The sequence below is a fragment of the Pseudomonas sp. MWU12-2037 genome (assembly GCF_023242345.1).
Classification (GTDB): Bacteria; Pseudomonadota; Gammaproteobacteria; order Pseudomonadales; family Pseudomonadaceae; genus Aquipseudomonas; species Aquipseudomonas gingeri_D.
This window is the reverse complement of record NZ_JALLIZ010000005.1, coordinates 54,829-77,613: the sequence shown is the minus strand read 5'-3', so window position 1 is coordinate 77,613 and position 22,785 is coordinate 54,829. Positions and strand designations below refer to the sequence as shown.

The following is a 22,785-nucleotide window of genomic DNA, read 5'->3' as shown; positions in this document are numbered from 1 at the left end:
TTCTGAATGAAGGAAGGGGCCGGTGTCAGCTGGTGGCCAAGGCCCGGGCTGGAGCCTGTGCAGGCTGCGGGACCGGCCGCTGAATGAAATAACCCGGGTCCTTGCGCTGGCGCCAGATCGTCGGGAGAACCTCCCTGAGCGCCGCGAACAGGCTGCTGTAAGGCGGCGGACAATCGTTGCGGATCGCCTCGTGCAACTGTGGCAAGGCGTGGTACGGCACCATCGGGTACATATGGTGCTCGAGGTGATAGTTCATGTTCAGGTAGATAAAACGCAGCAGCAGATTCATATGGATCGTGCGGCAATTGCTGCGGTGGTCCAGGGTGTCCTCGGCCAACCCCACGTGTTGCGAGAGGCCGAACAGGTAGGACAGCCAGCCGCCGTACAGGGTCGGCAAGCCGATGAACATCAGGGGCAACACACTCTGCAGGTACAACGCAGCCCCCACGGTCAGGCCGTAGATGACCAGCCAGATACGGGCACAGGCAATCACCTTGGGCCACTCGGATTCGGGAATGAAGGTCTTCTCCTGAGAGTCCATCCGTCCCAGGGCATGCCGCACCACCGAACACCACGTTTTGTAGGCATGAGGCAGGGCAAACAGGCTGAGGAACATCTTCGCCAGGCTGGGCGGCCGTGGCTCGACGATCTCCGGATCACGGCCGACGACGATGGTATCGGTGTGATGCCGGGCATGGCTCCAGCGCCAGACATGGGGCTCGAACATGATCATGAAACTCGCCAGTTGATAGACCGCATCGTTCATCCAACGGGTCTTGAAGGCGGTACCATGACCGGCTTCGTGCCAACGGGGATTGGCGGCCGTGCCGTAGAGCACGCCATAGGCGAAGAAGAACGGAATGCACAGGTAGGAACCCCAGAACCAGTAGCCGCCCCAGCCCGTCGCAACCAGTGCCAGCAGCCAGATCGCAGTGTCGCGCAAGGCCGGGCCGTCGCGACGTTGCATCAGTTCCTTGAGATGTTTACGCGGTATCGGCGATTGATACCATTGGCCCGAGGCCAGGCCCTTTTCCACCGCGCGGGCAGCTTCGGGGCCGGTCAGGCGATAATCACGGGATGAAGCTCGGGGGGCATGGGTAAAGGTCGCGCTTGGTTCGGGCATCTTCTTATTCTCCGCAAGCTGGGTGATTTCAGGCGCTTGCCTGGATGTGGGATCACATCGCTGGAGGAAAATATAGGGAGCCGGGAAATGCTCCTCAATCCCTTGCACTCATTCCCTATCAAGCTATCATCCGGTCCCTGTAGCGCTTGATAGTTTTCTATCAAGGCACTCCTGAGGCCTGCCATGAACTCGCGTGTACGCCCCACCATCGCCACCGTCGCCGAACAGGCCGGCCTGAGTGTCGCGACCGTCGACCGAGTGCTCAATGCCCGCGCCCCGGTCAACCCGCAAACCGCTGAGCGGGTGTTCCAGGCGGCCGAAGCCGTCGGCTATTTCGCCGCCCGGCTGATCGGCCAACGCATCCGCGAACGACGTCCCAGCTACCGTTTCGGCATTCTCCTGCTCGGCACCGCCCAGGCCTTCTACGGCAACCTTGCAGCGGCGATCAACGCAGCGGCGCAACGCCAGCCCGACGCCAACCTGAGCTGCCAGTTCGACTACGTCTTCGATCGCAGCCCCAGTGCCATCGTGGCCCAGATCGAACAACTCGCGGTGCAATGCGACAGCCTGGCGGTGGTCAGCTTCGCCCACCCATTGATCAACGCCTGCATCGCCCAGATCCGTGCCGCCGGCGTACCCGTGGTCGCGCTGCTCTCGGATATCGACGAAGCCGCACAGGAGCCTTATGTCGGCCAGGACAATCACGAGGTGGGACGCACCATGGGCTGGCTGGTGGCGCACACCTGCGGCGCGCGCCGGGGAAGCGTCGCCGCGCTGCTGGGCGGGCACCGCTTTCTCGGGCACCAGGCCCGCATCGACGGGCTGCGCAGCTATCTGGCACAGCACGCGCCGGGGCTGAAAATGCTCGAGGCAGTGATCAACCTGGACAATAACGATCTCACCGAGGAGGTCGCCCTGGACCTGCTGGCGCGCCATGACGATCTGCGCGGCCTGTGCGTGGTCGGCGGCGGTGGCGACGGGATCATCAGTGCCCTCGCGCAACAACCCCGGCCACCGACCTTGTGCAGCATCCTGCCGGAGTCCACCGAACGTTCGCGACAAGCACTGGAGCAAGGCCTGATCAGCCTGGTAATCGACTCACAGCCGCCGCTGTTGGCACAGGCCCTGATCGAACTGATGGTGGAGCTGCAAACCCGGCCGGACTTCGATCCGCTTCGCCAGCGCATCCATGTGCCCTTGCAGATCATGACCTCGGAGAATGCTCGAGGCTGATTGGAACAAGATCCTTCTTGCAGGCTGATGAACCGCCTATTAGACAGCAGCCTGCCGCCCCTGTCTGTCCCTTGAAACCCCGACAACGACTGAAAGGCCGCCCCGGACAACCCTTGCGCAGAAGGCTTCGACAGCCATAAAGGCCAATGGCCATAGGGGGTTTGCCAGGGTTTCCCTCCACCTGAAAAGCCTACAGCTTGCGTCCCTATTTCCCAGTACAGACGTAGGATAAAACCTTGAGATTGAATGTCGGATATCATCGACTGATAACGGCGCCCCCAGCATGGAGCTACTTTTCGAACAATCACTATCAGGGAAGATAACAGCATGAAGCTGACGCACGACCTCACCCACGGCCACGATCCGTACCTTTACCTGCGCCTGGGCGAACTGGTTTCCAGCGCCGCCGAGGACGCCTTTGCCGAGCATATGCTGGCGTTCGTCAACAGCCTGGTGCCGATTCACGGACTGGACCTCAGCGAATGGACCCTGGATGCGGACCGGACCCGTATCGGCCCGAGCAAATGCCTCGGCAGCGCCGGCCAGCCCCACGACCTTTGCGCGCCGGACACGCTGCCCCATCCGCTGCTGCAAAGCGTCATGGAGATGGAGGCGCCATTGCTGATCCAGCTCAAGACACCGCCGAGCCCGCAACACCCACGGCGCAGCACTCACCAGTGCCATCTGGTGTCGGGCAGTGGCGATCTGCGCTGGGTCATCTGCGTCCATCGCCTGGCGAGTTTGCGGGCGTTCTCCGTGGCTGAGTTGACGCTGCTCAAGAGCCTCTCCGATACGTTGCTACCGCTGGTGGCGCACCGTGCACAGCTGCTGGCCCAACCCGGAACACGATGGACCGGCACCACGCAGGCCGACTCGGAGCTGGAGTCCCTGCATCAGGCCTTCAGCGGAAGGCTGGCGCAGGATGCGGTCAACCTTTCCGCGCGCGAGCAAGAGGTTTGCCTGGGCCTGCTGACCGGTATCACCGTATCGGAAATGGCCCAGCGCCTGAACGTCAAGAACAGCTCGGTGGAAACCTACCTCAAGCGCGCCACCACCAAACTGGGGGTCAGTGGCCGGCATGGCTTGACGCGCTGGATGGCGTTTGTGCCCAGCCGGGCGAAGCATGTATCCGCGGTTGCAGAAGATATGCCTGCCGCACCGGAGGCCAAGGCCGGGACACGAAAGGATCACTATGGGTGAGCCCGGCATCCCTACTCATCGCTCACCTCAATCTCGAACATCTGCTTCATTGCGTCGACGATGAAGTCGATAACCGCTCGAATCATCGGCGAATTACGCAGATCGGCGTGCACGACCAGCCATATGTCGCGATGGAAAGCCTCACCCTCGAACGGCAATCGTTGCAGGCCAGGCTCCTCCTCGCCCATGAAGAGCGGCAGGCCAGCCACACCGATCCCCGTGAGCGCCGCCACTTTCTGCGTACTGAGGTCGCTGACTTCACAGACGATCGGTCGATGAGCAGCGACCGTCAGCATCCATTTCTGATGGGGCATATCCGCATACTGTGGGTCATAGATAATGAAGCCCCAATCATCCGGTTGCCGTGCATGCGGGTAGTCACAGCTGGCGTACAGCCCGAAGGGCATCCGGCCCAATCTTCGCGTGACATTGCGCGGCTCGCTCGGGCGGAACAGCCGTACCGCAATGTCCGCCTCGCGCCGTCCCAGCGAGACGCTCTGTACCTGGCTGGCAATCGACAACTGGATGCCCGGGTACTGCTGACGAAATACCCCCAAGTGTCGGGCGAAGAAATTGCTGGCGAGCACAGGGGGAACACTCAGGGTCACCCTCCCCGTCATCGACGGCTGTTCGGCGCGCGTTACGCGCTCCACGGCGAAGGCACTCGCCTCCATCTGCGTGGCCAACTCGAACACCTGCCGGCCCAGGGCCGTGAGCCGGCAGGCGCGCGGCAAGCGGTCGACCAGACGCACTTGCAACTCGGTTTCCAACGCGCCCAGACGTCGACCAACCGTGGCGTGGTCGACTTTCAGTTGCCGTGCCGCTGCGGAAAGGCTCCCGGTCTGGGCCACGGCGATGAAATAACGCAAGTTTTCCCAGTCAAACATCGGTGCATTTTCTCCGGTTAACTGTGCAGGTTTATGGAGTATTCGAACAGAAGGACCGTCCGTACGCTAGAGGCTTTCCATGTGAAGGAAGCTCCCATGCCCAGCCCGATCCGCTCGCGCCCCGGTTTAACCCAGGTGGCCACCTGCCTCGGATTTGTCGTCGTGCTGATCGATGTCAGCGTCGTCAATGTCGCTCTCGATGCGCTCCGCCTGGCATTCGGCGCCAACGTCCTAGACCTGCAATGGGTGGTCAACGCCTACGGCTTGGTATTCGCCTCTTCACTGCTGCTGGCCGGGGCGCTGGGGGATCGCTTTGGCGCCAAGCGCGTGTTTATGGCGGGATTCACCTTGTTCAGCCTTGCCTCTGTCGGCTGCGGCCTGGCGACATCCCTGGCCGCCCTGATCGGTTGGCGAGTGGTGCAGGGATTGGGTGCCGCGCTGCTGGTGCCCACTTCGCTGTCATTGCTGCGCCAGGTTTTCGAGGACCCGGTTGCCCGCAGCCGGGCCATCGGCTGGTGGGGCGCGGGTGGTGGTATCGCCTTGGCCGCGGGACCGGTGCTCGGCGGCGTGCTGATAGAGAGCTGGGGATGGCGCAGCATTTTCCTGATCAACCTGCCCATCGGTCTGATCGGTCTCTGGCTGACCGCGCGTCATGCTCCCGCCTCTGTAGCGCAGCACGGACGCAGCCTTGATCTACCCGGACAAGTGACCGGTTTACTTGCGCTGGGAACGCTGACCCTGGCCCTGACCGAAGCCACCGAACTGGGTTGGTCCAGTCCGACTGTCCTGGGCGTGATGGGGTTGTGCATCGCCTTCAGCGGCGCCTTTCTCTGGCTGGAGGCGCGCAACCCCGATGCGATGCTGCCGCTGGAGTTGTTCCGGGATCGGACAGTCAGTAGCACGACCGCCATCGGCTTGATCATCAACCTGGTGTTCTACGGAATGGTCTTTACCTTCAGCCTGCTCTTCCAGTCGATCTGGCAATTGACTCCGCAACGCACCGGCCTGGCCTTCCTGCCAATGATGGCGGTGCTGATGTTGATGAATATCCTCGCAGGGCGACTCGCCGAGCGCCTGAGCGAGCGGGTCCTGGTGATGGCGGGACTGACGGTTTCTGCCTGCGGTTACGCCCTGATGCTGCCCGCACTGGCGGCACAGTCCTACACGCTTCTGGTCGTGCCGATGCTCCTTGCCGGCAGTGGCATCGCACTGGTGATTCCAACAATCACCCAGGCGGTACTGACGGCAGTTCCTGCAAACCGTGCGGGCGTCGCCTCCGGCCTGCTGAATGCGGCGCGACAAGTCGGGGGCGTGATGGGCGTAGCGCTATTTGGCGGCCTGGTCCGGCACTCGCAGCCAGCGCTGTTTATGCTCGGCATGAAACAGGCACTGATTGCCTGCGTGGTACTGCTGGCGGTGAGCATTGTTACGGGGTTCTTTGGCTTGAAAAAGAACCCCGCTCAACGCCTTGCCGGTAGTCGTGCCGGCGCCTGAAGACGTGAACTTCAGCCCTGGGCCTTCGCGGCCGCCAGGTAGGGTGCCAAACGCCGCCCCATTTCCTCACCGAGTGCCTGCAGCGCGCTCATGGGGCGGACCATGACTTCGAACTCGACGATCTTGCCGGTCTCGTCGAAACGAATCATGTCGATGCCCTTGAGCTGTCGCCCCGCCACCTCGGCGCTGAATTCCAACACCACGCTGAGGCCGTCAGCCGTAGCTAGCTCACGGTGATAGGTGAAGTTTTCAAAGACCTGGATCACCGTACCGAGGATGGTCGAGACCACCAGTACTCCAGGGTATGGGGTATGCGCCATGGGAGAACGGAACACCACATCCGCCGCCAACAGTTCGGGCAAGGCGGCCAGGTCGCCGTGGGCGACCATGTCATGCCAGTGTTGCAGCGACGCGGCGGCTTGCGGGTGAAGCTTGAGTTCGGACATCTTGCGTTCCTCGGTATCGTTATTGTTCTGGAGTGCATTCAACGTTCAGCGGACCACCGCGAGCCCTGAAGGTATCGAGGATTTGCGGAGGGACTTCGACCTTCATTGAACTGTGCGGTGCAGCCTTATACCCTAGCCGATCAGAGCTTATGTCAAGGATAGTCATGCGCGTTATTGTAATCGGCGGTTTGGGCAACTTCGGAGCGCGTATCTGCCAACGCCTCGCACAGGAGCCCGGTTTGACCGTGATAGCAGCCAGTCGCAGCACTGGCGGGGGCGTCCATAGGTTCAGCTCCGGACAGACCGTAACCACCCTCCCCCTTGATATCCATTCCATCGATTTTGAAGCCCGTCTCGCCGAAGCTTCGCCGGGTTTGGTCATCCACTGTGCCGGCCCCTTTCAGGGCCAGGACTATCGCGTCGCAAAGGCGGCTTGTGCTGCCGGCGCACATTACCTGGACCTCGCGGACGGTCGGGACTTTGTCGAGCACTTCTCAGCCAATGTAGACGCGCAGGCAAAAGCCGCTGGGGTGCTTGCCATTTCGGGAGCCAGCAGCGTGCCCGGGTTGTCGTCCGCAGTGGTCGATCACCTGGCCAAGTCCTTTGCCCGTGTAGACAGCATCAGGACCGTTATCGCCCCCGGTCAACAGGCCGCACGCGGCATTGCCACCATCAAGGCGGTGTTTGGTTATGCCGGGTTGGCCTTTGCGCGCTGGAATGGCGGCACATGGCGCAAACAATACGGTTGGCAGGATATCCGGCGCTTCAGCTTCGTGGGCCTGGCCCCGCGTCTGGGAGCGTCGTGCGATGTGCCGGACCTCGCCCTGTTTCCTGCCCGATACCCGGGTGTGCGCGATGTCGAGTTCCATGCGGCGCTGGAACTGGGGATTCAGCATATCTGCCTCTGGTTGGCAGCGGCCTTGCGTCGGCTTGGCGTGCCATTGCCGATCGATCGATGGGCGGCTCGGCTGGACGCACTGTCCGCGCGGGTACTTGATCCGCTGGGCAGCGACATGGGTGCCATGAAGGTTCAAGTACGTGGGGTGCTTGAGGGTGGCAAACAAGGATGTTTGACATGGCAATTAACCGCACCGGGCGGGAACGGGCCGGAGATTCCCTGCATGGCGGCGGTGCTGCTCGCCTGCAAGTTGGCGAAGAACGAACTTCGCCTGACGGGAGCGCTCCCGTGCATGGGGTTACTGGAGTTGGAAGAGTTCGAGGTTGAATTCCAACGCTGGAAATTCACGTCTGCCATTGTCGAGGAATCGCAATGAAGCAACGTCGAATCAGCCTGATCATGCCCTCCTCGGCCGCCGATGCTTTTGAAGCTTTTCACAACCACAGTGTGCGTCGGCAGTGGGATACGCTGCTGTCCCATGCGGCGGTCGAGGGTGGGGGCAATCACCCTTATATCGGTGCGATCACGATCAACCAAGGGCGTGGTTGGAAACGTCTGTTTGCGTTGCGTACGCGGTTTGTTAACTACCGGCCTGCTCAAGTGGCGGCAGCGGTAATTGTGGAACCGGCTGGATGCTTTCAGTGGTGGGCGGCTTCAATGCGCCACCGTGATATTGACGATGCAACCTCGGAGCTGATTTATACGTTTAGCGTCCGGCTGCGACCACGGTGGTTGGGGTGGATGCTGGATCCGCTGGTCAACCGGGTGTTCGAATGGGAAACCCGGCAACGGTTTGCGGCGATGGCGGCGTACCTGCGGGGTGTTACCAAGGAGCGTGGGGTGTGAAGGTCGGCTTTCGAGCCGAGGCGAGCGGAAACCATAGCCCTGGTCGCCGGCATTTGAAATACGCGGCATTGCTCGATAGAGTCGCGCCCCGATCCGGCCAAAGGTGCCGGATGCTCGTGGTGAAAAGGGGTTGCCGTTGAACGAACAGACATTGTCCATGCGCCTGGAGCGTGTGGCGGCGCATGTGCCCGCAGGTGCGCGCCTGGCCGATATCGGCTCGGATCACGGCTACCTGCCGGTGGCGTTGATGCGTCGTGGCGTTATCGCGGTGGCGGTGGCCGGCGAAGTGGCATTGACGCCGTTCCATGCGGCCGAACGCACCGTGCGCGAAAATGACCTGGAGCAGCGGATCAGCGTGCGCCTGGCCAATGGCCTGACGGCAATCGAGCCGGGAGACGGAATCACGGCGATCAGCATCTGCGGCATGGGCGGCGAAACCATCCGCGATATTCTCGAGAGCGGCAAGGCACACCTGAGCGGCCGGGAACGCCTGATCCTGCAGCCCAACGGCGGCGAGCAGCCACTGCGCCAATGGCTGATGGAAAATGGCTACTGCATCCTCTGCGAGGAACTGCTGCGGGAAAACCGCTTCGACTACGAAATCATCGTCGCCGAGCGCGCCGGACCGGTGATGTACACCGCCGAGGAGCTGTACTTCGGCCCGTTGCAGATGCAGGCACGCAGCCCGGTGTTTCTGGCCAAGTGGCAGCGCGTGTTGCGCGAGAAGCAGAAGACTCTGACCAGCTTCGCCCGCGCGCGTCAGGCTGTACCGGAGGAGAAGGTGCAGGACCTCGCCCAGCAGGCCCGGTGGATCACCGAGCTGCTGGCTTGAGAGACTTTAGCTCGCGCTATGACTGATGTGTCCTGAAGCTCAAAGGGAGAACGTCAGCTCTTTATTGAAGTAACTCACTGACACAACGTGACCGGCACCTTTAACGTCAAAGGGTTCACACATGGCTCCATCACCTGCACGCAACGTCACGCCCCGTTCGGCCGCATACTGGTAGACGGCAGCCAGTGAGCTCAGACCAGCCTGGCGCCGCCGTCGATATTCAAGGTGGCGCCGTTCATAAACCCGTTGCTCATCAGGAAAACAACGGCAGCGCCCGCCTCTGTTGCGGTGCCCAGACGATGCAACGGCAGCGACTGTTCCAGCGCCGCCACGAACGCATCCCGCCCGTCGCCCAGTGCTTTAGTGAAAATGGGGGTATTGATCGGACCGGGTGACAGCGTGTTGACCCGGATCGGCGCCAATTCCAGGGCGAGACCCCGAGCCAGCGCTTCCATCGCAGCTGACGCAGCCGCCAACACAGCGCTGCCATGGGCATTGGGTCGCTCCGACAACATCCCGGAGATAAAGGTGATGGAACCGTCTTTCGCCAGGCGTTCGCCCAGGGCTCGAATGGCATGCACCGACGCCCACATACGTTCCTCAAATGCCTGGCGCAGATGGTCAATCTCGGCATCCAGCACCTTGCCCACCACATACGTGCCGGCAAGGAGCACCAGATGATCTACTTTCGGGATATCCGCCAGGGCAGCGTAGAGGGCTTGGCTATCGGTGACATCGGCTGCGCACCAGGCATCCAGGCCATTGTCGCGGGCGGCCTGCTCGGCACGGTTGGCATCGGAACCGATGACGGTCACGTGAGCGCCGTCGGCCTTGGCTTGAATGGCCGCGGCCAAACCGATGCCGGATGTCCCCCCGAAAATCACCACGGTACGGCCATGCAGATTGGCGGGCAAAGCTTGATTGAGAGCCGGTGTAGTCGTCATGGTCCATCTCCTTGAACGCCCGGATGGCGTCGATGGGAGAAAGGCTAAAGCCTTGGGTCGAGATTGATAATTAGGGCAAAAGTCGCTTTACTCATGCTATGAAGGAACAAATAGGGTTGGACCGCCTTACCGGTCTCATTGCCTTTGCCCGCGCCGCTTCCCTGGGCAGCTATACCGCCGCGGCCCGCGACTTGTCTGTCTCGCCGTCAGCCATCAGCAAAAGCGTGCAACGCCTTGAACAGCACTTCGCACTAAAGCTGTTCAGCCGGACCACCCGCTCGCTCACCCTGACCCCGGAAGGACGGGATTTGTACGAACGGGCATTGCGTATTTTGCGCGAGGTGGAAGAGATCGATCAGGCCGCCGTAGCCTCTCGGGCCGAGCCTTCCGGCATATTGAAGGTCACCGCGCCGCCGCCGATCGGCCTGAACATCCTGGCGCCTGCCATTCCCAGATTTCGCGAGCGTTACCCAAAGCTGGCCATCGACCTGCGCCTGGGCGACCCGTATGCGGACATCATCGAGCAAGGCATCGACGTCGCGGTACGCGTGGGCAACCTGGCGGACTCGCGGCTGATCTCGAAAGCCTTGGGGCCGCATAGGATAGCCGCTTTCGCTTCACCGACCTACCTGGCCAGACGTGGCACTCCGCTGGAACTGAGCGACCTGGCGCACCACGACTGCGTGAACTTTCGTTATCAAAGCTCCGGCCAGGCATTGCGCTGGCCGTTCAATGTGGATGGGAAACTGATCGAGTGGATGCCGGACTCGGCCATCGTCATCGATGCGAGCGATGCCGTTGCGGCAGTGGTTGCAGCGGGTGGCGGAATCGGTATGTCACCAACTTATGTCGCGGCGCCCTACGTGGCTCGTGGGGAATTAACGCCGCTCTTTCCTGAGTTTACGGTGGACCGGGCTTCCATCACGGCGTTGTGGCCGGAAAGTCGACGAGGCAGCCCCAACGTCAAAGCGTTTGTGGGGCTGCTCGAGGAGCTTTTCTCGACCCCCACGGTCTGGGACGAGATCGTTCGAAACGCTTAGATGTCTGCTTCTGACCGATATGTGCTGCATGGTCCTCTACCTGACCCCAGGCATCAGGAAGACGTCTTGGTCAGTGCATGCATTGTCATTCGCCAGGTTCTCGGTTGAGCTCGTGCTTCGTATCATAAGCCTGACGGCAGCAATTTCTCTCACTTGCTCGGATGTCAGTAACCATTCACCGTCAGGACTTTTATCAAACCCATCCCAGCCAAGAACGCCCATTATTGCCTGCTCAAAATCGGGCTGAACCGTCAGGGAGTACTTCAACGAGTCATCCTCGTTATCGCCTGCCAAAAAACCGCTAATCCACAAATGCATCACCGATAACTCAAAAGGCATCACAGGTCAGCTGAAAAACATAGCGTTGGTCGTAAAATCTTCTACCCGCCAATGCTTCAATGGCATCCAACTGTGAGGTACTAAGATCGTAGCCTTCATCTCCACGCTGAGGAGCTGACCACGCCATGACCGCTGATAATTGCTCCTCGCAGTCGTCAGGAAGCTCAATTTCAAAGACTATCAACTCGGTTTCTTTATCGAATGCTTCAATTACGTATCTCAGGTCATCAACCAGTCTATCACTGCCTATCCCTGCTTCAGTGTGGGTTGTGCGTGGCACTTAATTTATCTCTCCAGCCACTACACCGATGAACAGATCAAGGTTGTCGGGCAACGATTCTTTGACAACAAAAGCAATCTATTAGACTTGGTCACTGGTTAGCGGTAAATCCCCATCACATTCATCCGCAAGGCTTTTCCAACCCAGCACTTCCATGACTGCCTGTTCAAACTCGGGGCACACATCCAACTCATATTTCAGCGAGCTGTCTACAGAGTTGTCCACCAAAAAGCCAGTGATGCACAGGTACATAAATTCTCCTACTTCTCTACTTTCCGGCTAGGTGATCACCGTATCTGCGACCACCCTACCGCTGGCCAGTATCGGCCGGCTCCATCAGGTCTGCCTGCCCCCCCAGTCAAGCTCTAACCGTCACTCCTCAAGCCCAATGAACATCTTTAAGTGAGTTGGAAGCGATTGCCCAATGAGTTCGGATATTTGCTCCAGTTGTTCCCCAGACAGTAGCCATTCACCCTCCGCCATTACATTCAGGTTTTCATAACCGAGTAGCCGCATGACTTTCTCGTTAAATCTGCTATCCAGATCAAGTTCGAACTTGAGCGAATCATCATCGGCGTTATCGGGTAAAAAGCCACTAATACACAGATACATAAATATTCCTACTTCTCGACTCTTCGATCAAGATTGGCTGATTTTGTTTGTTCACCTATCTCTGGGCTGCCCCCCAAGATGACTACCCTGTCTGCCATACATTTCGACCGCCCCGCTTTAAAAAATCAGCCCCTCCTAAGCCAGTACACCAATGAACATCTTTAAATCAGTTGGCAGTGGCAGCCCGATAAGCTCAGCTATTTTCTCTAGCTGTTCCTTATCCAGCAACCATTCTGCTGCAGACATTTCATTTAGGTTTTTATGGCCGAGAAGCTGCACGACTTGCTCGTTAAAACAGCTGCCCAAATCAAGCTCAAATTTGAGCGAATCATCATAGGTGCTTTCAGGTAAAAACCCACTGACACATAGGTACATGACGACCTTTCTCCTACTTCGGTGTAGAGAGCCTAATCTCTCACCACTCCAATAAACAGGTCCAAATCGCTGGGTAGCGACTCTTTGATAACAGAAGCAATCTGTAAAATCTGATGGTTGGTAAGCGGTAGCTCCCCATCACTTTCCTCCGCTAAGCTTTTCCAGCCCAACACATCCATGACTGCCTGTTCAAACTCAGGGGCGACATCGAGATCATATTTTAACGAATCATCTTCATGATCTTCCGATAAGAAACCAGTTATGTATAGATGCATAAAATCTCCTACTTCTCTATTTTCCGACCAGGCTTGGCCGGTTTCGTTTGTTCACCTGTCTCTGGGTTGTATTCCCCAAGATGATTACCCTGCCTGTCATACATTTCGACCGCCCCGTGCTGGCTATCCCACTCGTAAATACGTCCCTTACGATCTTTCCAGCGAGTACGCTTTTTGCCTCCCCCCTGAACGCCACTTTTTACTCTGACCCTCGTAGCATCAGGGAAAGCCAGCAACCCCTTAGGCGCTTGATGATAAGAATGATCCCCCCCAAACGGCTTCGAATACACCACATAAATCGACTTCAACCCGGAATCGAGCGGGAACGTGATGATCCGGTCGCCAAGGGTAACGTCGTCGGCGACGGGATAACCGTCGATCTGTGAATCCACCCCTTCCTCAATGGGATGCACAAGGATGCTGCCCATCGGCGCATCCGTGTGTTCCGGGAAAGTCAGTTCGGGGGTGAGCAGCGGGCCACCGTTGGGCGTCCAGAGCAGGGTGATGCCGTCGCCCAGATGGGCTTCCAGCGTGCGGCCGTCGGCCCGCCATTGGGCTTTGACAATACGGACGCTATCGTCCCCGGAAGCCCCGGTGTGAATACCGTAGAGCTGCAACGCCCCCTCAGCGTCATGACGAAACTGGAAACGCACACGGGAAGCCGCAGCCGCCATCTGCCGCAGTTCGTCGTCGCTGTACAGGGTCCCGTCCCCCATGCGAGCGGGGAGCATGCCGGCGATAAAGACCGTGGCACCACCACCGGCCACCATGGCGCTACGCAACATCCACCGGAAACCCTGTTGGACGATGCCGCCTCCGGCGATTCGACCCAGCGCCGCGTCGGCTCCCAGCGTCGCGCCAAGCACGGCGGCTCCAGCGGGAATCGCCTTGGTTTTCGACACCATGACCTTGCCGAAATGGGAGGCCGGTTCCGTAGCCGTGCCCGCCTCCGTACAGCACCAGTTTGCGGGGTCACAGGACTTGGCAAAGATCGAGCCTTGTGATGGTTTCGGCTGCGGCCATGGATCCTTCTTGAGGGGGATCTCCGGAGGCGCCGGGGCGGGTTCTTTCTGTTCGACACCACCGAAGCAGCCCCAGCTTTCGGTCCGCCAGTCAGGCTCCTTGCACCAGGAGCATGGCTGGCCGGGCCGACAGAAGAGACAATCTTTTTTGTCGCGTCCGAAAAAATCGTTGCTCCATTTCAAACCCATGTTCCTTCGTACTGGTTCGGAGTACGAAGGAACATGGAGGAAGTTTTTACGGCGATAAAGCCCCTGAAGAGCATTTACAAAATGCCCTTCAGTACTTACAGATTGGTCCTACTTCAAGCCGCCGGTCGACGCTCGCTTGCCCGCGAAGCTTTTAGCGTCCTCACCCAGCAGGCCCTGTGGATTACCGTGCCTGGCTGAGCACGGTCCAGGTTTCCTACGAAATGAATGAGCGAAGCACATCTATCTGGCAGGACGGTCAGAGGGTGCTCGTGACCTCTCACGGAGGTCAGTTATTTCAGTCTCTCGCAAGAGAACTCTCTTTCCATTGAGTGAAGTTTCCTAGAAAATCCCAGCCGCTTGTTTGCGCCTGATCTGGCGGCTAGTCTTCATTCCGTCACTGCCAATTCAGTGACCGGGTTTAGTCGCCCGCTGGTTTGATCAGGCGCGCAGCGCCACCTTCTACGAGGCGCTTTTTTTCAGCCTCCGTTTTATGGTGGTCGTGCGCAGGGCACTTCGGTGCGCCGGGTTTCCTGATCACCGGTCGACTAACCTGCGTACGGCTGCCACCCCCTCGTTTAGTCGCGAATGTGGCGGCTCCCTCAACAGATCGGGAGTAACCACTCTATGTTCAAGATCACCCCAAATCCACCTGCAACACCCAACGTGGAAACCATCGACCCTCGTATCGCCGACCGGGCTTTGTCTCACTACAACCTCGGTCCGGATGCAGGCTCGAAAGCCGCCCCAAAAACTGTGTTGCATGGTCATCTGCCTGACCCCAGGAATCAGGAAGACGCTCTGGTCAACGTCTACTCGATTCTGCAATCCGCTGCGGCCACGGCCTATGAACACGCCGACAACCAAACCGGTTCAAACCGCAAGGTGGCGATGGGTGTGGTGCATCTAATAGAGCTGGCGCAACTGAGGATGGACTCGGTATTGGATGGGCAGACAGTCGGCATCGGCGGCTGACGGCTCTACGTGAAAACGGGAAGCTAGCTTCCCGTTTCTGTTTGCAGGTCGAGAGCATCCGGTGCCTGACACATTTCCAAACCATTGTTGGGCCGATGTCTTTGCGCCTGATTATCTCATCAACCATCGCCTACTCCAGGGAAGGCGATAGAACCTCTACCTGGGATTGTCAGCACAGTAGCATTTGGCGGAGGCAGTGCAAGGCTCACCATTCGGGTGATGGTCGGCGCAGGCCTGGCAGCAGTAGTGTTTATGACGCACGACCGCATGCTCGCCAACCTTGCAGGTGCAGTGGGGGCTTGGCGCGCGCCGCCGATAGGAAACCCGACTGTCTATGAATTACTTCCGAGCGGCCTGTGCGACAGTGAACGTGCTCAGTATCGAGTACGACAAAGTGTCGTGTTTCTAAGCTACCTACATAACTGAAGAGCGATTGGAGACAATGGCTACACCTAGGACGCGCCCTGAAAATCACCGAACACATTCTCGTTGTCGAACTCCAAGAGGTAGCTCTCGGTAATGTGCCCGCTGGGGACGACGTAGCTCGCCAATAGTCCGTGTAGGTCGTTGCACAGGCTGGTCCTCGATTGGTACGAGGCGACACCATAGTTCGGGTCGAGGATCTTACCCATCTCCACCTCGTCGAAGGACACTGCAATCGCGTGGCCACCAGTTCCCTGCAAACCGCCCGTGTAATAGAACGCAACGATGTAGTGTTGGGCTTGGTTCGCCTGGTGAATGTCGAGGATGATGTGGCTGGCGACTCCGTCGGCGTACCTCCTACCAGGGATAGAGCTGGGCCCGATCGTCTCATTTGCGATAGAGTCCAAGGCAACGAGCGGGTCGTGTTCCATCTCTTCGGTCAGCCACTTCTGCGCAGCTTCGATCTCCTCCTTCTTGTCCCGTAGCGCACTAATGCAGTCAAAGGGCGCGTCGATTTTGATCCACAGCGCGCTAATACCAAAGCACACGCCTAGGCTGTCCCCACCGAAGTATGGGATCAACCCATCGAGCAGGCTGCCCTGCCCTTGCCATTGCGTCTTCTGGTGTGCTCGGGGGAATGTAAACACAGGTGCTTTCTCCAGGGAGCAAGGAGACAGTGATGCTCATCGCCACCTCCTTGTGAATGATCACTCAACTGTAGCTGACTTTGTGGTGGTTTAATTTCCCCCGGACACCCGATAGGTGGAAAATGCATCTATCGAGGAGTTTTTCATGACCGACAAGCGCAGGACATTCGACGACAGCTTCAAGCTGCAAGTCGTGAAAATGATCACAGACCAGGGGTTGGCCGTTTCACAAGTCTGCCGGGATCTCAATCTGGTCGATTCGGCGGTTCGGCGCTGGGTCCAACAGTATGAATCGGAGCAACTGGGGCAAGCCGGGATCGGTAAGCCGCTGACACCTGAGCAGCAAAGTATTCGGCAGTTGGAGCAAAAGCGTTGCACTCTGGCTGACCGGGCCGAATAACCCTTCCTGATATTGCTGCCGCCAGCCCCCGCTAGTGCGACGAGCCAATGACCGACATGGTTTCAATGGGTGACAATATTTGGTGGTCGCGCCTCCAAATCGATCACAGGTGTGATGTAAGCAAGATTGAGAGTCATGTTTGAGACAAGCCACCCCTCACTCAACTGAGCTAGTTGAAGCTAAAAGAAACATCACGATTCGTCAAAATCGTTTCCAAACTTGCAGGCTCGATGCTCAAATTCGTCTTTCGCCTAATTTCTTCGAAGCCCAATTCCAAGCGATACTTGCATAGCTGTTCAATAAGTTCATCCTGCGACTCCCTTACGGGTTCACCACCGTTCTTCGCAAACAAAATATGGACAACCGCTGCCAACGGAAGAGATAGCGCACCATCAACATCGCTTTCGAAAAATTGTTCCATATGCGCCGAAAGCACATCAAGCCACCTCTCATCCAAGTTGCAGGGCAATGTAGACTCTGGGCCTTTGAGAAGTACTTCATTGCGAAATGAAACAAGCATATTTTCACTCATAGCTTAGCGCTCCTTCAGAAACACTGTTATTTGACTACCCCCCTATTTAACTACTAATCGCTGGAGCGTGCTTTGGTTTCAATCAGGAGACTTTTCATAAAAAAAGAAGGTTTTTTTCCCACAAAAACCTTCGACCACAAACTCGCCACTCAAGCACGAAAAGGGTTACGTGTGTATGAATAAACAGCACGCAGCACATAATCTGACAGTGCTCTCAGATGGTGCTCGCCGCTTCTCACGGACACGGAAGCCGACAATTTCAGCAATCCACAAGAAAACTCTCTTTCCCTTGACCGAAATCTCCTAGAAAATCCTGACCCTCGTATAGCCGATCGGGCGTTGTCTCACTATAACCTCGGTCCGGATGCAGGCTCGAAAGCCGCCCCAAATAATGTGTTGCATGGTCATCTGCCTGACCCTAGATATCAGGAAGACGTACTGGTCAACGTCTACTCCATTCTGCAATCCGCTGCGGCCACTGCCTATGAGCACGCCGACAACCAAACCGGTTCAAACCGCAAGGTGGCGATGGGTGTGGTGCATCTAATAGAGCTGGCGCAACTGAGGATGGACTCGGTATTGGATGGGCAGACAGTCGGCATCGGCGGCTGACAACTCTACGTGAAAACGGGAAGCTGGCTTCCCGTTTTGTTGATCGTTCCGCCATTCAGAACCCGGTGCTACGTTGTGGTGGACTGAATAATGGCACTGAGCTATCTTTGCCTCGACTGTCATCGCAAGCAGCGGCACAAAGGATGTGAATCATGGGCAAGGGATTGTTCTTAACTGCACCACTGAAAATCCACAGCGCCAGCCGGGAGCGCTGATTGTGTTTCCATGTACCAAGTGCGGGCTGTGCTGCAAAAACCTGGACAAATCTTCTGTTTATTCATATTTGAATAGAGGCGATGGCACCTGCGTCAATTTTGATAGTGAAAGCAATCTTTGCAAAATTTATGAGGATCGGCCTCTGATCTGCAGAATCGACGCTTACCATGAACAAATTCTGTCTGCCAGCATGAGCAGGGACGAGTATATCGCCGCCAATATACAAAGCTGCAAGGACATACAAGCTGCAGAAGAATTATCTATTTCGTTAATTAACCAAGAGGGATCTTAAGTGCCTATTCCATTTATTTTGTGGGGCGCCGCCGCCGCATTGGCAGCGACAGGAGTATTCAAGGGAGTCGAGGCTTCCGGCAATTTCAGCAAGGCCAAGGAAATCGGTGAAGCCGCCGAGAACAACTACAAAAAAGCATCAAAAAAGCTGGATGAGTCTCGTGCCCAAACCCAAACGGCGCTGGCAGCACTGGGAGAACTGAAAGTCCATACGTTCACTCGACAGATAAAACACCTCATCGAAGCGATCAAAAAACAGAAGAACGCCAAAAGCACCCTACAAGGCTTTAATGAAGACCTGAGCATTGATGAGCTGAAGGCCTATGAAACATTGGTGCTCAGCTCTCTGGCCATTGAAAAAGGCCTCGCCTCCGGCATTGGTGGTGGTGCCTTGGCAGCCATCGGGGCCTACGGTTCGGTTGGCGCCTTGGCCAGTGCCTCCACCGGCGCAGCCATTTCCGGGCTTTCCGGGGCCGCAGCGACCAATGCTACTTTGGCATGGCTGGGCGGAGGAGCACTGAGTGCGGGCGGATTCGGCATGGCTGGCGGAATGCTGGCCTTGGGCGGAATCGTGTTGGGACCGGCCCTGGCCATCGGCGGCTTCATGATGGCGGGCAAGGCTGAGGAGGCCTTGACCAAGGCCCATCAGTACGACTCTGAAGTTGAAACTGCGATTGCTGAAATGGAAGTGCTAAAAACCGCGCTCAAGGCAATAAGGTCCAACGCTGCGGAGATGGCCAAGACCATTAATGAACTGGTTACACGCTTTGAATTAATCAAGGTCGATGACGACAGTGACCGTCCCGCATTCGAAAGAATGGTGGCGTTGGGTATGGGCTTGAAGAAGGTACTGGATGTGCCAATCATTACCCAGGATGGGGCTGCGACCAAGGATATCAAACGCACTATTTCTGGCATATTGACCCTGGACTAACCTCATGAAAAAACAAGTTGCGAGTTTGGTTAAAAACCTTCCTATCAACCCGACAGAGGCTGCTGGGAAATCTTTCGATATGCTGGTTTCGGCCTGGGCCGACTACAAAAAAATTGCCGAGGTAGAAGGTACAAAAAGGACGGCCATCTGCGCGTTCAAAGAAACCAAGCTGGCTCAGATTGAATCTCAGAGAAGTATCCTTGAGCAGTACCTTTCAAATGTGTTCAAGGAAAGGGCCTCGACGATAAATGGCTTTTTCGAACGACTGGATAAGGGTATTGAAAGTGGCGATAGCGAACTGATTGGCCTGGCCATAGGCGCCATTGTCGATATCACCAAACAGTCTCCCCTTGCGGGTGCACGGGAGATTATCGGAGCGATGTATGATCCGGACATCAAGACCATAGAGATCTGACCCAGGCACGCCGGGGCTATCCGGAAGGTGATCGACACAACGCCTGATTACGGCGCAATACCGGACCTCACGCAGTCCACCGCCACGCTGATCCTGGAGGCGGCAACGTTCGCGTTGCCAGCCTCTTTTTCAAGGCCCGCAACTCACCCCCCCCCTGCCCCTCAAACCGATATTTCTGCGAGGTCGACATACTGCCCCCGCTGACGCGATTGATCAGCTTCATCTCGTCCGCCATATCGGCCACGAAATAGGCCCTCTTCGCCCAAGGATCACAGATGACGGCGTCGTTGTTCCAGGTCGTGGGGTCTTGCAGATTGGTCTGCGCGCTTCGGCCGCAGACGACGAAGACGTGATCAGGGCCCGCGTAATCGGCCTCCACAACCCCTGTAATCGCGCCGCTGACCGCAGGGCCCTGATAGCCTTCCATTCCCACGTGGTTTTGCAGGGACATCAGTTCGAGCGGCGCGATCCCGGTACTGGCGAGCATATCGAACGCGAGGCACGCCTGTTCCTCGCAGTTTCCCGCTCGTGACGCCCGCGCCGCAGCGGCGACCGCCTTTACATAGGGCTTCCCTTCGAAGCCGAAGATGCCGTCGTCAACATACGACTGGCTGAGCACCGCGTGTCGTTGCTCAAGCACGGCATTGCCATGGGTCAAGGCGTCTCCAGGGCGATTGCTCGCCGCGATGCCCAACGCCTTTATGCCTTGCACCACCACGCGAGCCGCCTGTAGAAATACATAGATGTAAATCGCCTCCCTTGACCGACCGCAGGCTTTCCCTTTCGTAGGGAGCCGTCGCTTGACAGAAAACCAACCTACTAGTAGGTTTATCCCATCCAACAGCCAGCAGGCTGACTCAACCCCCTCTCACGGGGCCGAGTATATCCAGCGTTGCGCGGTAATTTTATGGAATTGTCTATGAACACAGAACTGTCCCCGAAGGCGACCGAAATCGCCGAGTATGCCCAGTCATTGCTGGCCGTCGGGGGCTACAACAGCTTCAGTTATGCGGATATAGCCGAACGGGTGCGTATCACCAAGGCCACCATCCATCACCACTTCCCCAGCAAGGCCGAGTTGGTTCGCGTCGTGGTCGCCCGGTATCGCGAGCAAGCACGGGAAGGCCTGGCGGCGCTCGCTCGGCAGGTTGCCGATCCATTGGCACAGCTCAATGCCTATGTCGGTTACTGGTCCACCTGTATCCGTAGTGGCAGCTCTCCGTTCTGTATTTGCGCGATGCTGGCCGTCGAACTGCCGACGATTCCTGACGAAGTGGCGGCCGAAGTTCGCGGGCATTTCCAGGACCTGACCGACTGGCTCACATCGGTCCTCGAAAAGGGCGCCGCCACGGGGCAGTTTCACTTGCAAGACAGTTCGACGATCGAGGCAAAGGCGTTCATGGCCAGCGTGCATGGAGCCATGCTGGCCGCGCGTGGGTTCGGCGATCCCGAGACCTTCCAGGCGCTGGTTCAATTGTCCATCAGCCGGCTGACTTCAACCCGCTGATCCGTACCGAGAAGACTGGTGAAGACCGGTCTTTTATTTTGCCCTTATACCCAACCAACTAGTAGAGAGATAGATGCCATGACTCATCCCATATCGACTTTAGGCGCCATCCATACCGTTATCAGCCTGATCCCCGTGATTGCAGGCACCTACAGCTTTATCCGCCATTACAAGATCGACCCGAAGACCCGCGCAGGCAGTCTCTACCTCATCAGTTTGACGCTCACGGTCGCCACGTCCTTTGGGGTCTCCAGTACCGGTGGTTTAAATGCCGGGCATGCGTTTGGCCTCTTTGTACTTTTTGCCGCCTTCGCAGGTGCATACGCGCCAGCCTTGAGTTTCCTGGGACGAGCTCGCCCGTATTTGAGCGCCTTCGGGCTGTCGTTCAGTTTCCTGCTGTCATTCGTGCCCGCCACCAATGAAACCCTGACCCGCCTCCCCGTCTCGCATCCGATTGCCGATCATCCGATGGCGCCCGTGGTGCTGAGCACGCTGCTGGTATGGCTAGGCTTTTTCATCGTGGGGTTTGCTGCGCAATGCCGGCAGATTTATTCGCGGAACAAGGTCTCGGTACGGACATAAAGCGGGATCATCAGACGGTTACGCGGCTCAAGCACGGTATTGCTTCGGCATCAGCGCCAACAGCAATCCCAACGAGCCGCATACCAGCAAGGTCAGGCCCAACGCCTGGGACCACGCCGCCAGCAGCATCCCCACACCAATCAGCAAGTAATACAACAAACCGAACAGCGCACCGGCGGTGCCCAATCGATCACCATAGTTCGAGAGTGCCGAACCCAGGACATTGGGAATCGCCATGCCGAACGCCAGCACCACCAGTTGCATCGCCAACACAAACAGCACGCTGTCCTGCAGCAGCCACACACCCACACCACCCGATAATCCCGACAACGCCGCCACACGGATTAACCGGGCACTGGTAAAACCACGGCGCAACAAGCGTTTGTTGAACCAGGCACCAAGACCCGACCCCAAGGCCAGAACCACGCCGCTGTAACCGAACAGTTGCCCACTCAAACCGAGCTTTTCAAACATGAACGGTGCGAGGCTGTAGTAGCTGAACAGGGCAATGTTGAATACCGCCACCAACAGCGCCGAACGCCAGAGGTCCAGGTCCCGCACCATGCGCCACAAGGTCTCGAACAGTCCGACAGTGACCAGGTGCTGCGGTCGGGTTTCTGGCAATGCTCGCCAAGACCACAGCGCCAACCCCAGGGACAACAGCAACAGACAGCCCAGCACGCCTCGATAACCGAAGGCCTGCACCAGACTCGCCCCGCCGAACAGTCCAAGTGCCGGACTGGCGGCCAACGCTATGCCCACCAGCGAAAACACCTGCGCCAGCTCCAAACCGCTGAAGCGGTCGCGCAGCAGGGTCTGCGTGACCACCGAACCCACTGCCGCGCCAAATGCCGCCAGCACCTGGGCGACCAACAAGGCCTCAAAGGTACGCGCAGCCAGCGCCAGTATCGACGCCATGGCGTACAACAACAGCCCCGACAGCATGGCCGGCCGCCGTCCGATCCGGTCACACAGCCGCCCCCACACCACCACGCCGAAAGCGAAGGACAGGAAGTACACCGACAGGGTTTGCGCCGCCTGCCGCGGCCCCACGGCAAAGGCCCGACTGATATCCGCCAGCGCCGGGCTGTAAAGGGTTTGCGCGATTTGCGGGAACATCAACAGGGCAATCGCCGGCCCCAACCACTTTGTAGACTTCATCGCGGCTTCACTCGCCAGAAAACAGGCAGCAAGTTTGAAGCGTGCCAAGTGTCGTATT

Annotated in this window: 30 protein-coding genes and 1 pseudogene; 15 read left to right on the top strand and 16 right to left on the bottom strand. The window is 58.0% G+C overall.

The genetic code is table 11. From position 1 onward, the window contains the following. Positions 1-25: 25 nt before the first annotated feature. Positions 26-1,123 carry a fatty acid desaturase family protein gene (locus M5B42_RS10755; protein ID WP_248745789.1) on the bottom strand — a complete coding sequence of 366 codons (1,098 nt, stop codon included), beginning with the start codon at positions 1,121-1,123 and terminating at the stop codon, positions 26-28. A gap of 183 nt (positions 1,124-1,306) precedes the next feature. On the opposite strand from M5B42_RS10755, the gene M5B42_RS10750 reads away from it, so the two are divergent. Both M5B42_RS10750 and M5B42_RS10745 read left to right on the top strand, forming a co-directional pair. Further along, a complete protein-coding gene (locus M5B42_RS10750) occupies positions 1,307-2,356 on the top strand; it encodes a LacI family DNA-binding transcriptional regulator (RefSeq protein WP_248745788.1) in 1,050 nt (349 codons plus the stop codon). 327 nt (positions 2,357-2,683) lie between these two features. Then, positions 2,684-3,556, top strand: coding sequence for a helix-turn-helix transcriptional regulator (locus M5B42_RS10745; protein WP_248745787.1), 873 nt, complete (start codon positions 2,684-2,686; stop codon positions 3,554-3,556). Positions 3,557-3,567: 11 nt separating this feature from the next. Here M5B42_RS10745 and M5B42_RS10740 read toward each other — a convergent pair whose 3' ends face one another. Continuing rightward, on the bottom strand, positions 3,568-4,443 hold the full coding sequence (locus M5B42_RS10740) for a LysR family transcriptional regulator (protein WP_177099229.1): 876 nt from the start codon (positions 4,441-4,443) through the stop codon (positions 3,568-3,570). Between the two features lie 96 nt (positions 4,444-4,539). Between M5B42_RS10740 and M5B42_RS10735 the strand changes: the two genes are divergently transcribed. After that, a complete protein-coding gene (locus tag M5B42_RS10735) occupies positions 4,540-5,937 on the top strand; it encodes an MFS transporter (protein WP_248745786.1) in 1,398 nt (465 codons plus the stop codon). Positions 5,938-5,948: 11 nt separating this feature from the next. On the opposite strand, the gene M5B42_RS10730 is transcribed toward M5B42_RS10735, so the two are convergent. Beyond that, positions 5,949-6,383, bottom strand: a complete 435-nt coding sequence (locus M5B42_RS10730) for a nuclear transport factor 2 family protein (protein WP_248745785.1) — start codon at positions 6,381-6,383, stop codon at positions 5,949-5,951. 149 nt (positions 6,384-6,532) lie between these two features. Between M5B42_RS10730 and M5B42_RS10725 the strand changes: the two genes are divergently transcribed. The 3 genes from M5B42_RS10725 to M5B42_RS10715 all read left to right on the top strand — a co-directional run bounded on the left by M5B42_RS10725 (position 6,533) and on the right by M5B42_RS10715 (position 8,959). Further along, on the top strand, positions 6,533-7,657 hold the full coding sequence (locus tag M5B42_RS10725; protein ID WP_349292773.1) for a saccharopine dehydrogenase NADP-binding domain-containing protein: 1,125 nt from the start codon (positions 6,533-6,535) through the stop codon (positions 7,655-7,657). Further along, the gene (locus M5B42_RS10720; protein ID WP_248745783.1) at positions 7,654-8,127 is read left to right on the top strand and encodes a hypothetical protein; all 474 of its coding nucleotides are present in this window, start codon (positions 7,654-7,656) and stop codon (positions 8,125-8,127) included. The genes M5B42_RS10725 and M5B42_RS10720 overlap by 4 nt, the downstream gene beginning before the upstream one ends. A 136-nt stretch (positions 8,128-8,263) precedes the next feature. Further along, positions 8,264-8,959, top strand: a complete 696-nt coding sequence (locus M5B42_RS10715; RefSeq protein WP_283099735.1) for a tRNA (adenine(22)-N(1))-methyltransferase TrmK — start codon at positions 8,264-8,266, stop codon at positions 8,957-8,959. A gap of 191 nt (positions 8,960-9,150) precedes the next feature. Here the strand turns inward: M5B42_RS10715 and M5B42_RS10710 are convergent, their stop codons facing one another. Continuing rightward, positions 9,151-9,903 carry an SDR family oxidoreductase gene (locus M5B42_RS10710; RefSeq protein ID WP_248745782.1) on the bottom strand — a complete coding sequence of 251 codons (753 nt, stop codon included), beginning with the start codon at positions 9,901-9,903 and terminating at the stop codon, positions 9,151-9,153. Between the two features lie 98 nt (positions 9,904-10,001). On the opposite strand from M5B42_RS10710, the gene M5B42_RS10705 reads away from it, so the two are divergent. Further along, entirely contained in the window at positions 10,002-10,943 is a 942-nt protein-coding gene (locus M5B42_RS10705) for a LysR family transcriptional regulator (RefSeq protein WP_349292772.1), read from the top strand. Positions 10,944-10,979: 36 nt separating this feature from the next. Here M5B42_RS10705 and M5B42_RS10700 read toward each other — a convergent pair whose 3' ends face one another. The 7 genes from M5B42_RS10700 to M5B42_RS10670 form a co-directional block, all read right to left on the bottom strand. After that, positions 10,980-11,261, bottom strand: coding sequence for a pyocin S6 family toxin immunity protein (locus M5B42_RS10700; protein ID WP_248745996.1), 282 nt, complete (start codon positions 11,259-11,261; stop codon positions 10,980-10,982). Positions 11,262-11,271: 10 nt separating this feature from the next. Beyond that, a complete protein-coding gene (locus M5B42_RS10695; RefSeq protein WP_248745780.1) occupies positions 11,272-11,562 on the bottom strand; it encodes a hypothetical protein in 291 nt (96 codons plus the stop codon). A gap of 81 nt (positions 11,563-11,643) precedes the next feature. After that, a complete protein-coding gene (locus tag M5B42_RS10690) occupies positions 11,644-11,814 on the bottom strand; it encodes a pyocin S6 family toxin immunity protein (RefSeq protein WP_349292771.1) in 171 nt (56 codons plus the stop codon). Between the two features lie 120 nt (positions 11,815-11,934). After that, positions 11,935-12,174: a pyocin S6 family toxin immunity protein gene (locus M5B42_RS10685; RefSeq protein ID WP_248745779.1), complete on the bottom strand. Its 240-nt coding sequence runs from the start codon at positions 12,172-12,174 to the stop codon at positions 11,935-11,937. Between the two features lie 135 nt (positions 12,175-12,309). Further along, the gene (locus M5B42_RS10680; RefSeq protein ID WP_248745778.1) at positions 12,310-12,549 is read right to left on the bottom strand and encodes a pyocin S6 family toxin immunity protein; all 240 of its coding nucleotides are present in this window, start codon (positions 12,547-12,549) and stop codon (positions 12,310-12,312) included. A gap of 32 nt (positions 12,550-12,581) precedes the next feature. Next, positions 12,582-12,824, bottom strand: a complete 243-nt coding sequence (locus tag M5B42_RS10675; protein WP_248745777.1) for a pyocin S6 family toxin immunity protein — start codon at positions 12,822-12,824, stop codon at positions 12,582-12,584. 8 nt (positions 12,825-12,832) lie between these two features. Then, positions 12,833-14,029, bottom strand: coding sequence for a colicin E3/pyocin S6 family cytotoxin (locus M5B42_RS10670; RefSeq protein WP_248745776.1), 1,197 nt, complete (start codon positions 14,027-14,029; stop codon positions 12,833-12,835). A 630-nt stretch (positions 14,030-14,659) separates the two neighbouring features. Between M5B42_RS10670 and M5B42_RS10665 the strand changes: the two genes are divergently transcribed. Then, positions 14,660-15,007: a hypothetical protein gene (locus M5B42_RS10665; RefSeq protein WP_248745775.1), complete on the top strand. Its 348-nt coding sequence runs from the start codon at positions 14,660-14,662 to the stop codon at positions 15,005-15,007. A 156-nt stretch (positions 15,008-15,163) separates the two neighbouring features. Here M5B42_RS10665 and M5B42_RS10660 read toward each other — a convergent pair whose 3' ends face one another. Then, entirely contained in the window at positions 15,164-15,343 is a 180-nt protein-coding gene (locus tag M5B42_RS10660) for a metallothionein (RefSeq protein ID WP_248745995.1), read from the bottom strand. A 116-nt stretch (positions 15,344-15,459) separates the two neighbouring features. After that, the gene (locus tag M5B42_RS10655; RefSeq protein WP_248745774.1) at positions 15,460-16,077 is read right to left on the bottom strand and encodes a C58 family peptidase; all 618 of its coding nucleotides are present in this window, start codon (positions 16,075-16,077) and stop codon (positions 15,460-15,462) included. A 145-nt stretch (positions 16,078-16,222) separates the two neighbouring features. Here M5B42_RS10655 and M5B42_RS10650 point away from each other — a divergent pair. Then, positions 16,223-16,447: pseudogene (locus tag M5B42_RS10650) on the top strand (transposase); the annotation flags it as partial. A 199-nt stretch (positions 16,448-16,646) separates the two neighbouring features. Here M5B42_RS10650 and M5B42_RS10645 read toward each other — a convergent pair. Next, on the bottom strand, positions 16,647-17,009 hold the full coding sequence (locus M5B42_RS10645; protein ID WP_248745773.1) for a hypothetical protein: 363 nt from the start codon (positions 17,007-17,009) through the stop codon (positions 16,647-16,649). Positions 17,010-17,348: 339 nt separating this feature from the next. On the opposite strand from M5B42_RS10645, the gene M5B42_RS10640 reads away from it, so the two are divergent. The 4 genes from M5B42_RS10640 to M5B42_RS10625 all read left to right on the top strand — a co-directional run bounded on the left by M5B42_RS10640 (position 17,349) and on the right by M5B42_RS10625 (position 19,477). Continuing rightward, complete coding sequence (locus M5B42_RS10640; RefSeq protein WP_248745772.1) at positions 17,349-17,621, top strand: hypothetical protein; 273 nt, start codon at positions 17,349-17,351, stop codon at positions 17,619-17,621. Between the two features lie 145 nt (positions 17,622-17,766). Further along, a complete protein-coding gene (locus M5B42_RS10635) occupies positions 17,767-18,129 on the top strand; it encodes a YkgJ family cysteine cluster protein (protein ID WP_349292770.1) in 363 nt (120 codons plus the stop codon). Then, positions 18,130-19,062 (top strand): hypothetical protein, encoded by a 933-nt coding sequence (locus tag M5B42_RS10630; protein WP_248745771.1) that lies wholly within the window; start codon positions 18,130-18,132, stop codon positions 19,060-19,062. A 4-nt stretch (positions 19,063-19,066) separates the two neighbouring features. Beyond that, complete coding sequence (locus tag M5B42_RS10625; protein ID WP_248745770.1) at positions 19,067-19,477, top strand: hypothetical protein; 411 nt, start codon at positions 19,067-19,069, stop codon at positions 19,475-19,477. A gap of 67 nt (positions 19,478-19,544) precedes the next feature. On the opposite strand, the gene M5B42_RS10620 is transcribed toward M5B42_RS10625, so the two are convergent. After that, positions 19,545-20,135 (bottom strand): hypothetical protein, encoded by a 591-nt coding sequence (locus M5B42_RS10620; protein ID WP_248745769.1) that lies wholly within the window; start codon positions 20,133-20,135, stop codon positions 19,545-19,547. 261 nt (positions 20,136-20,396) lie between these two features. Between M5B42_RS10620 and M5B42_RS10615 the strand changes: the two genes are divergently transcribed. Both M5B42_RS10615 and M5B42_RS10610 read left to right on the top strand, forming a co-directional pair. Beyond that, positions 20,397-20,984 carry a TetR/AcrR family transcriptional regulator gene (locus M5B42_RS10615; RefSeq protein WP_248745768.1) on the top strand — a complete coding sequence of 196 codons (588 nt, stop codon included), beginning with the start codon at positions 20,397-20,399 and terminating at the stop codon, positions 20,982-20,984. Between the two features lie 78 nt (positions 20,985-21,062). Further along, the gene (locus M5B42_RS10610; RefSeq protein WP_248745767.1) at positions 21,063-21,566 is read left to right on the top strand and encodes a hypothetical protein; all 504 of its coding nucleotides are present in this window, start codon (positions 21,063-21,065) and stop codon (positions 21,564-21,566) included. A gap of 27 nt (positions 21,567-21,593) precedes the next feature. Here M5B42_RS10610 and M5B42_RS10605 read toward each other — a convergent pair whose 3' ends face one another. Next, complete coding sequence (locus tag M5B42_RS10605) at positions 21,594-22,727, bottom strand: multidrug effflux MFS transporter (protein ID WP_248745766.1); 1,134 nt, start codon at positions 22,725-22,727, stop codon at positions 21,594-21,596. Between the last annotated feature and the right edge of the window lie 58 nt (positions 22,728-22,785).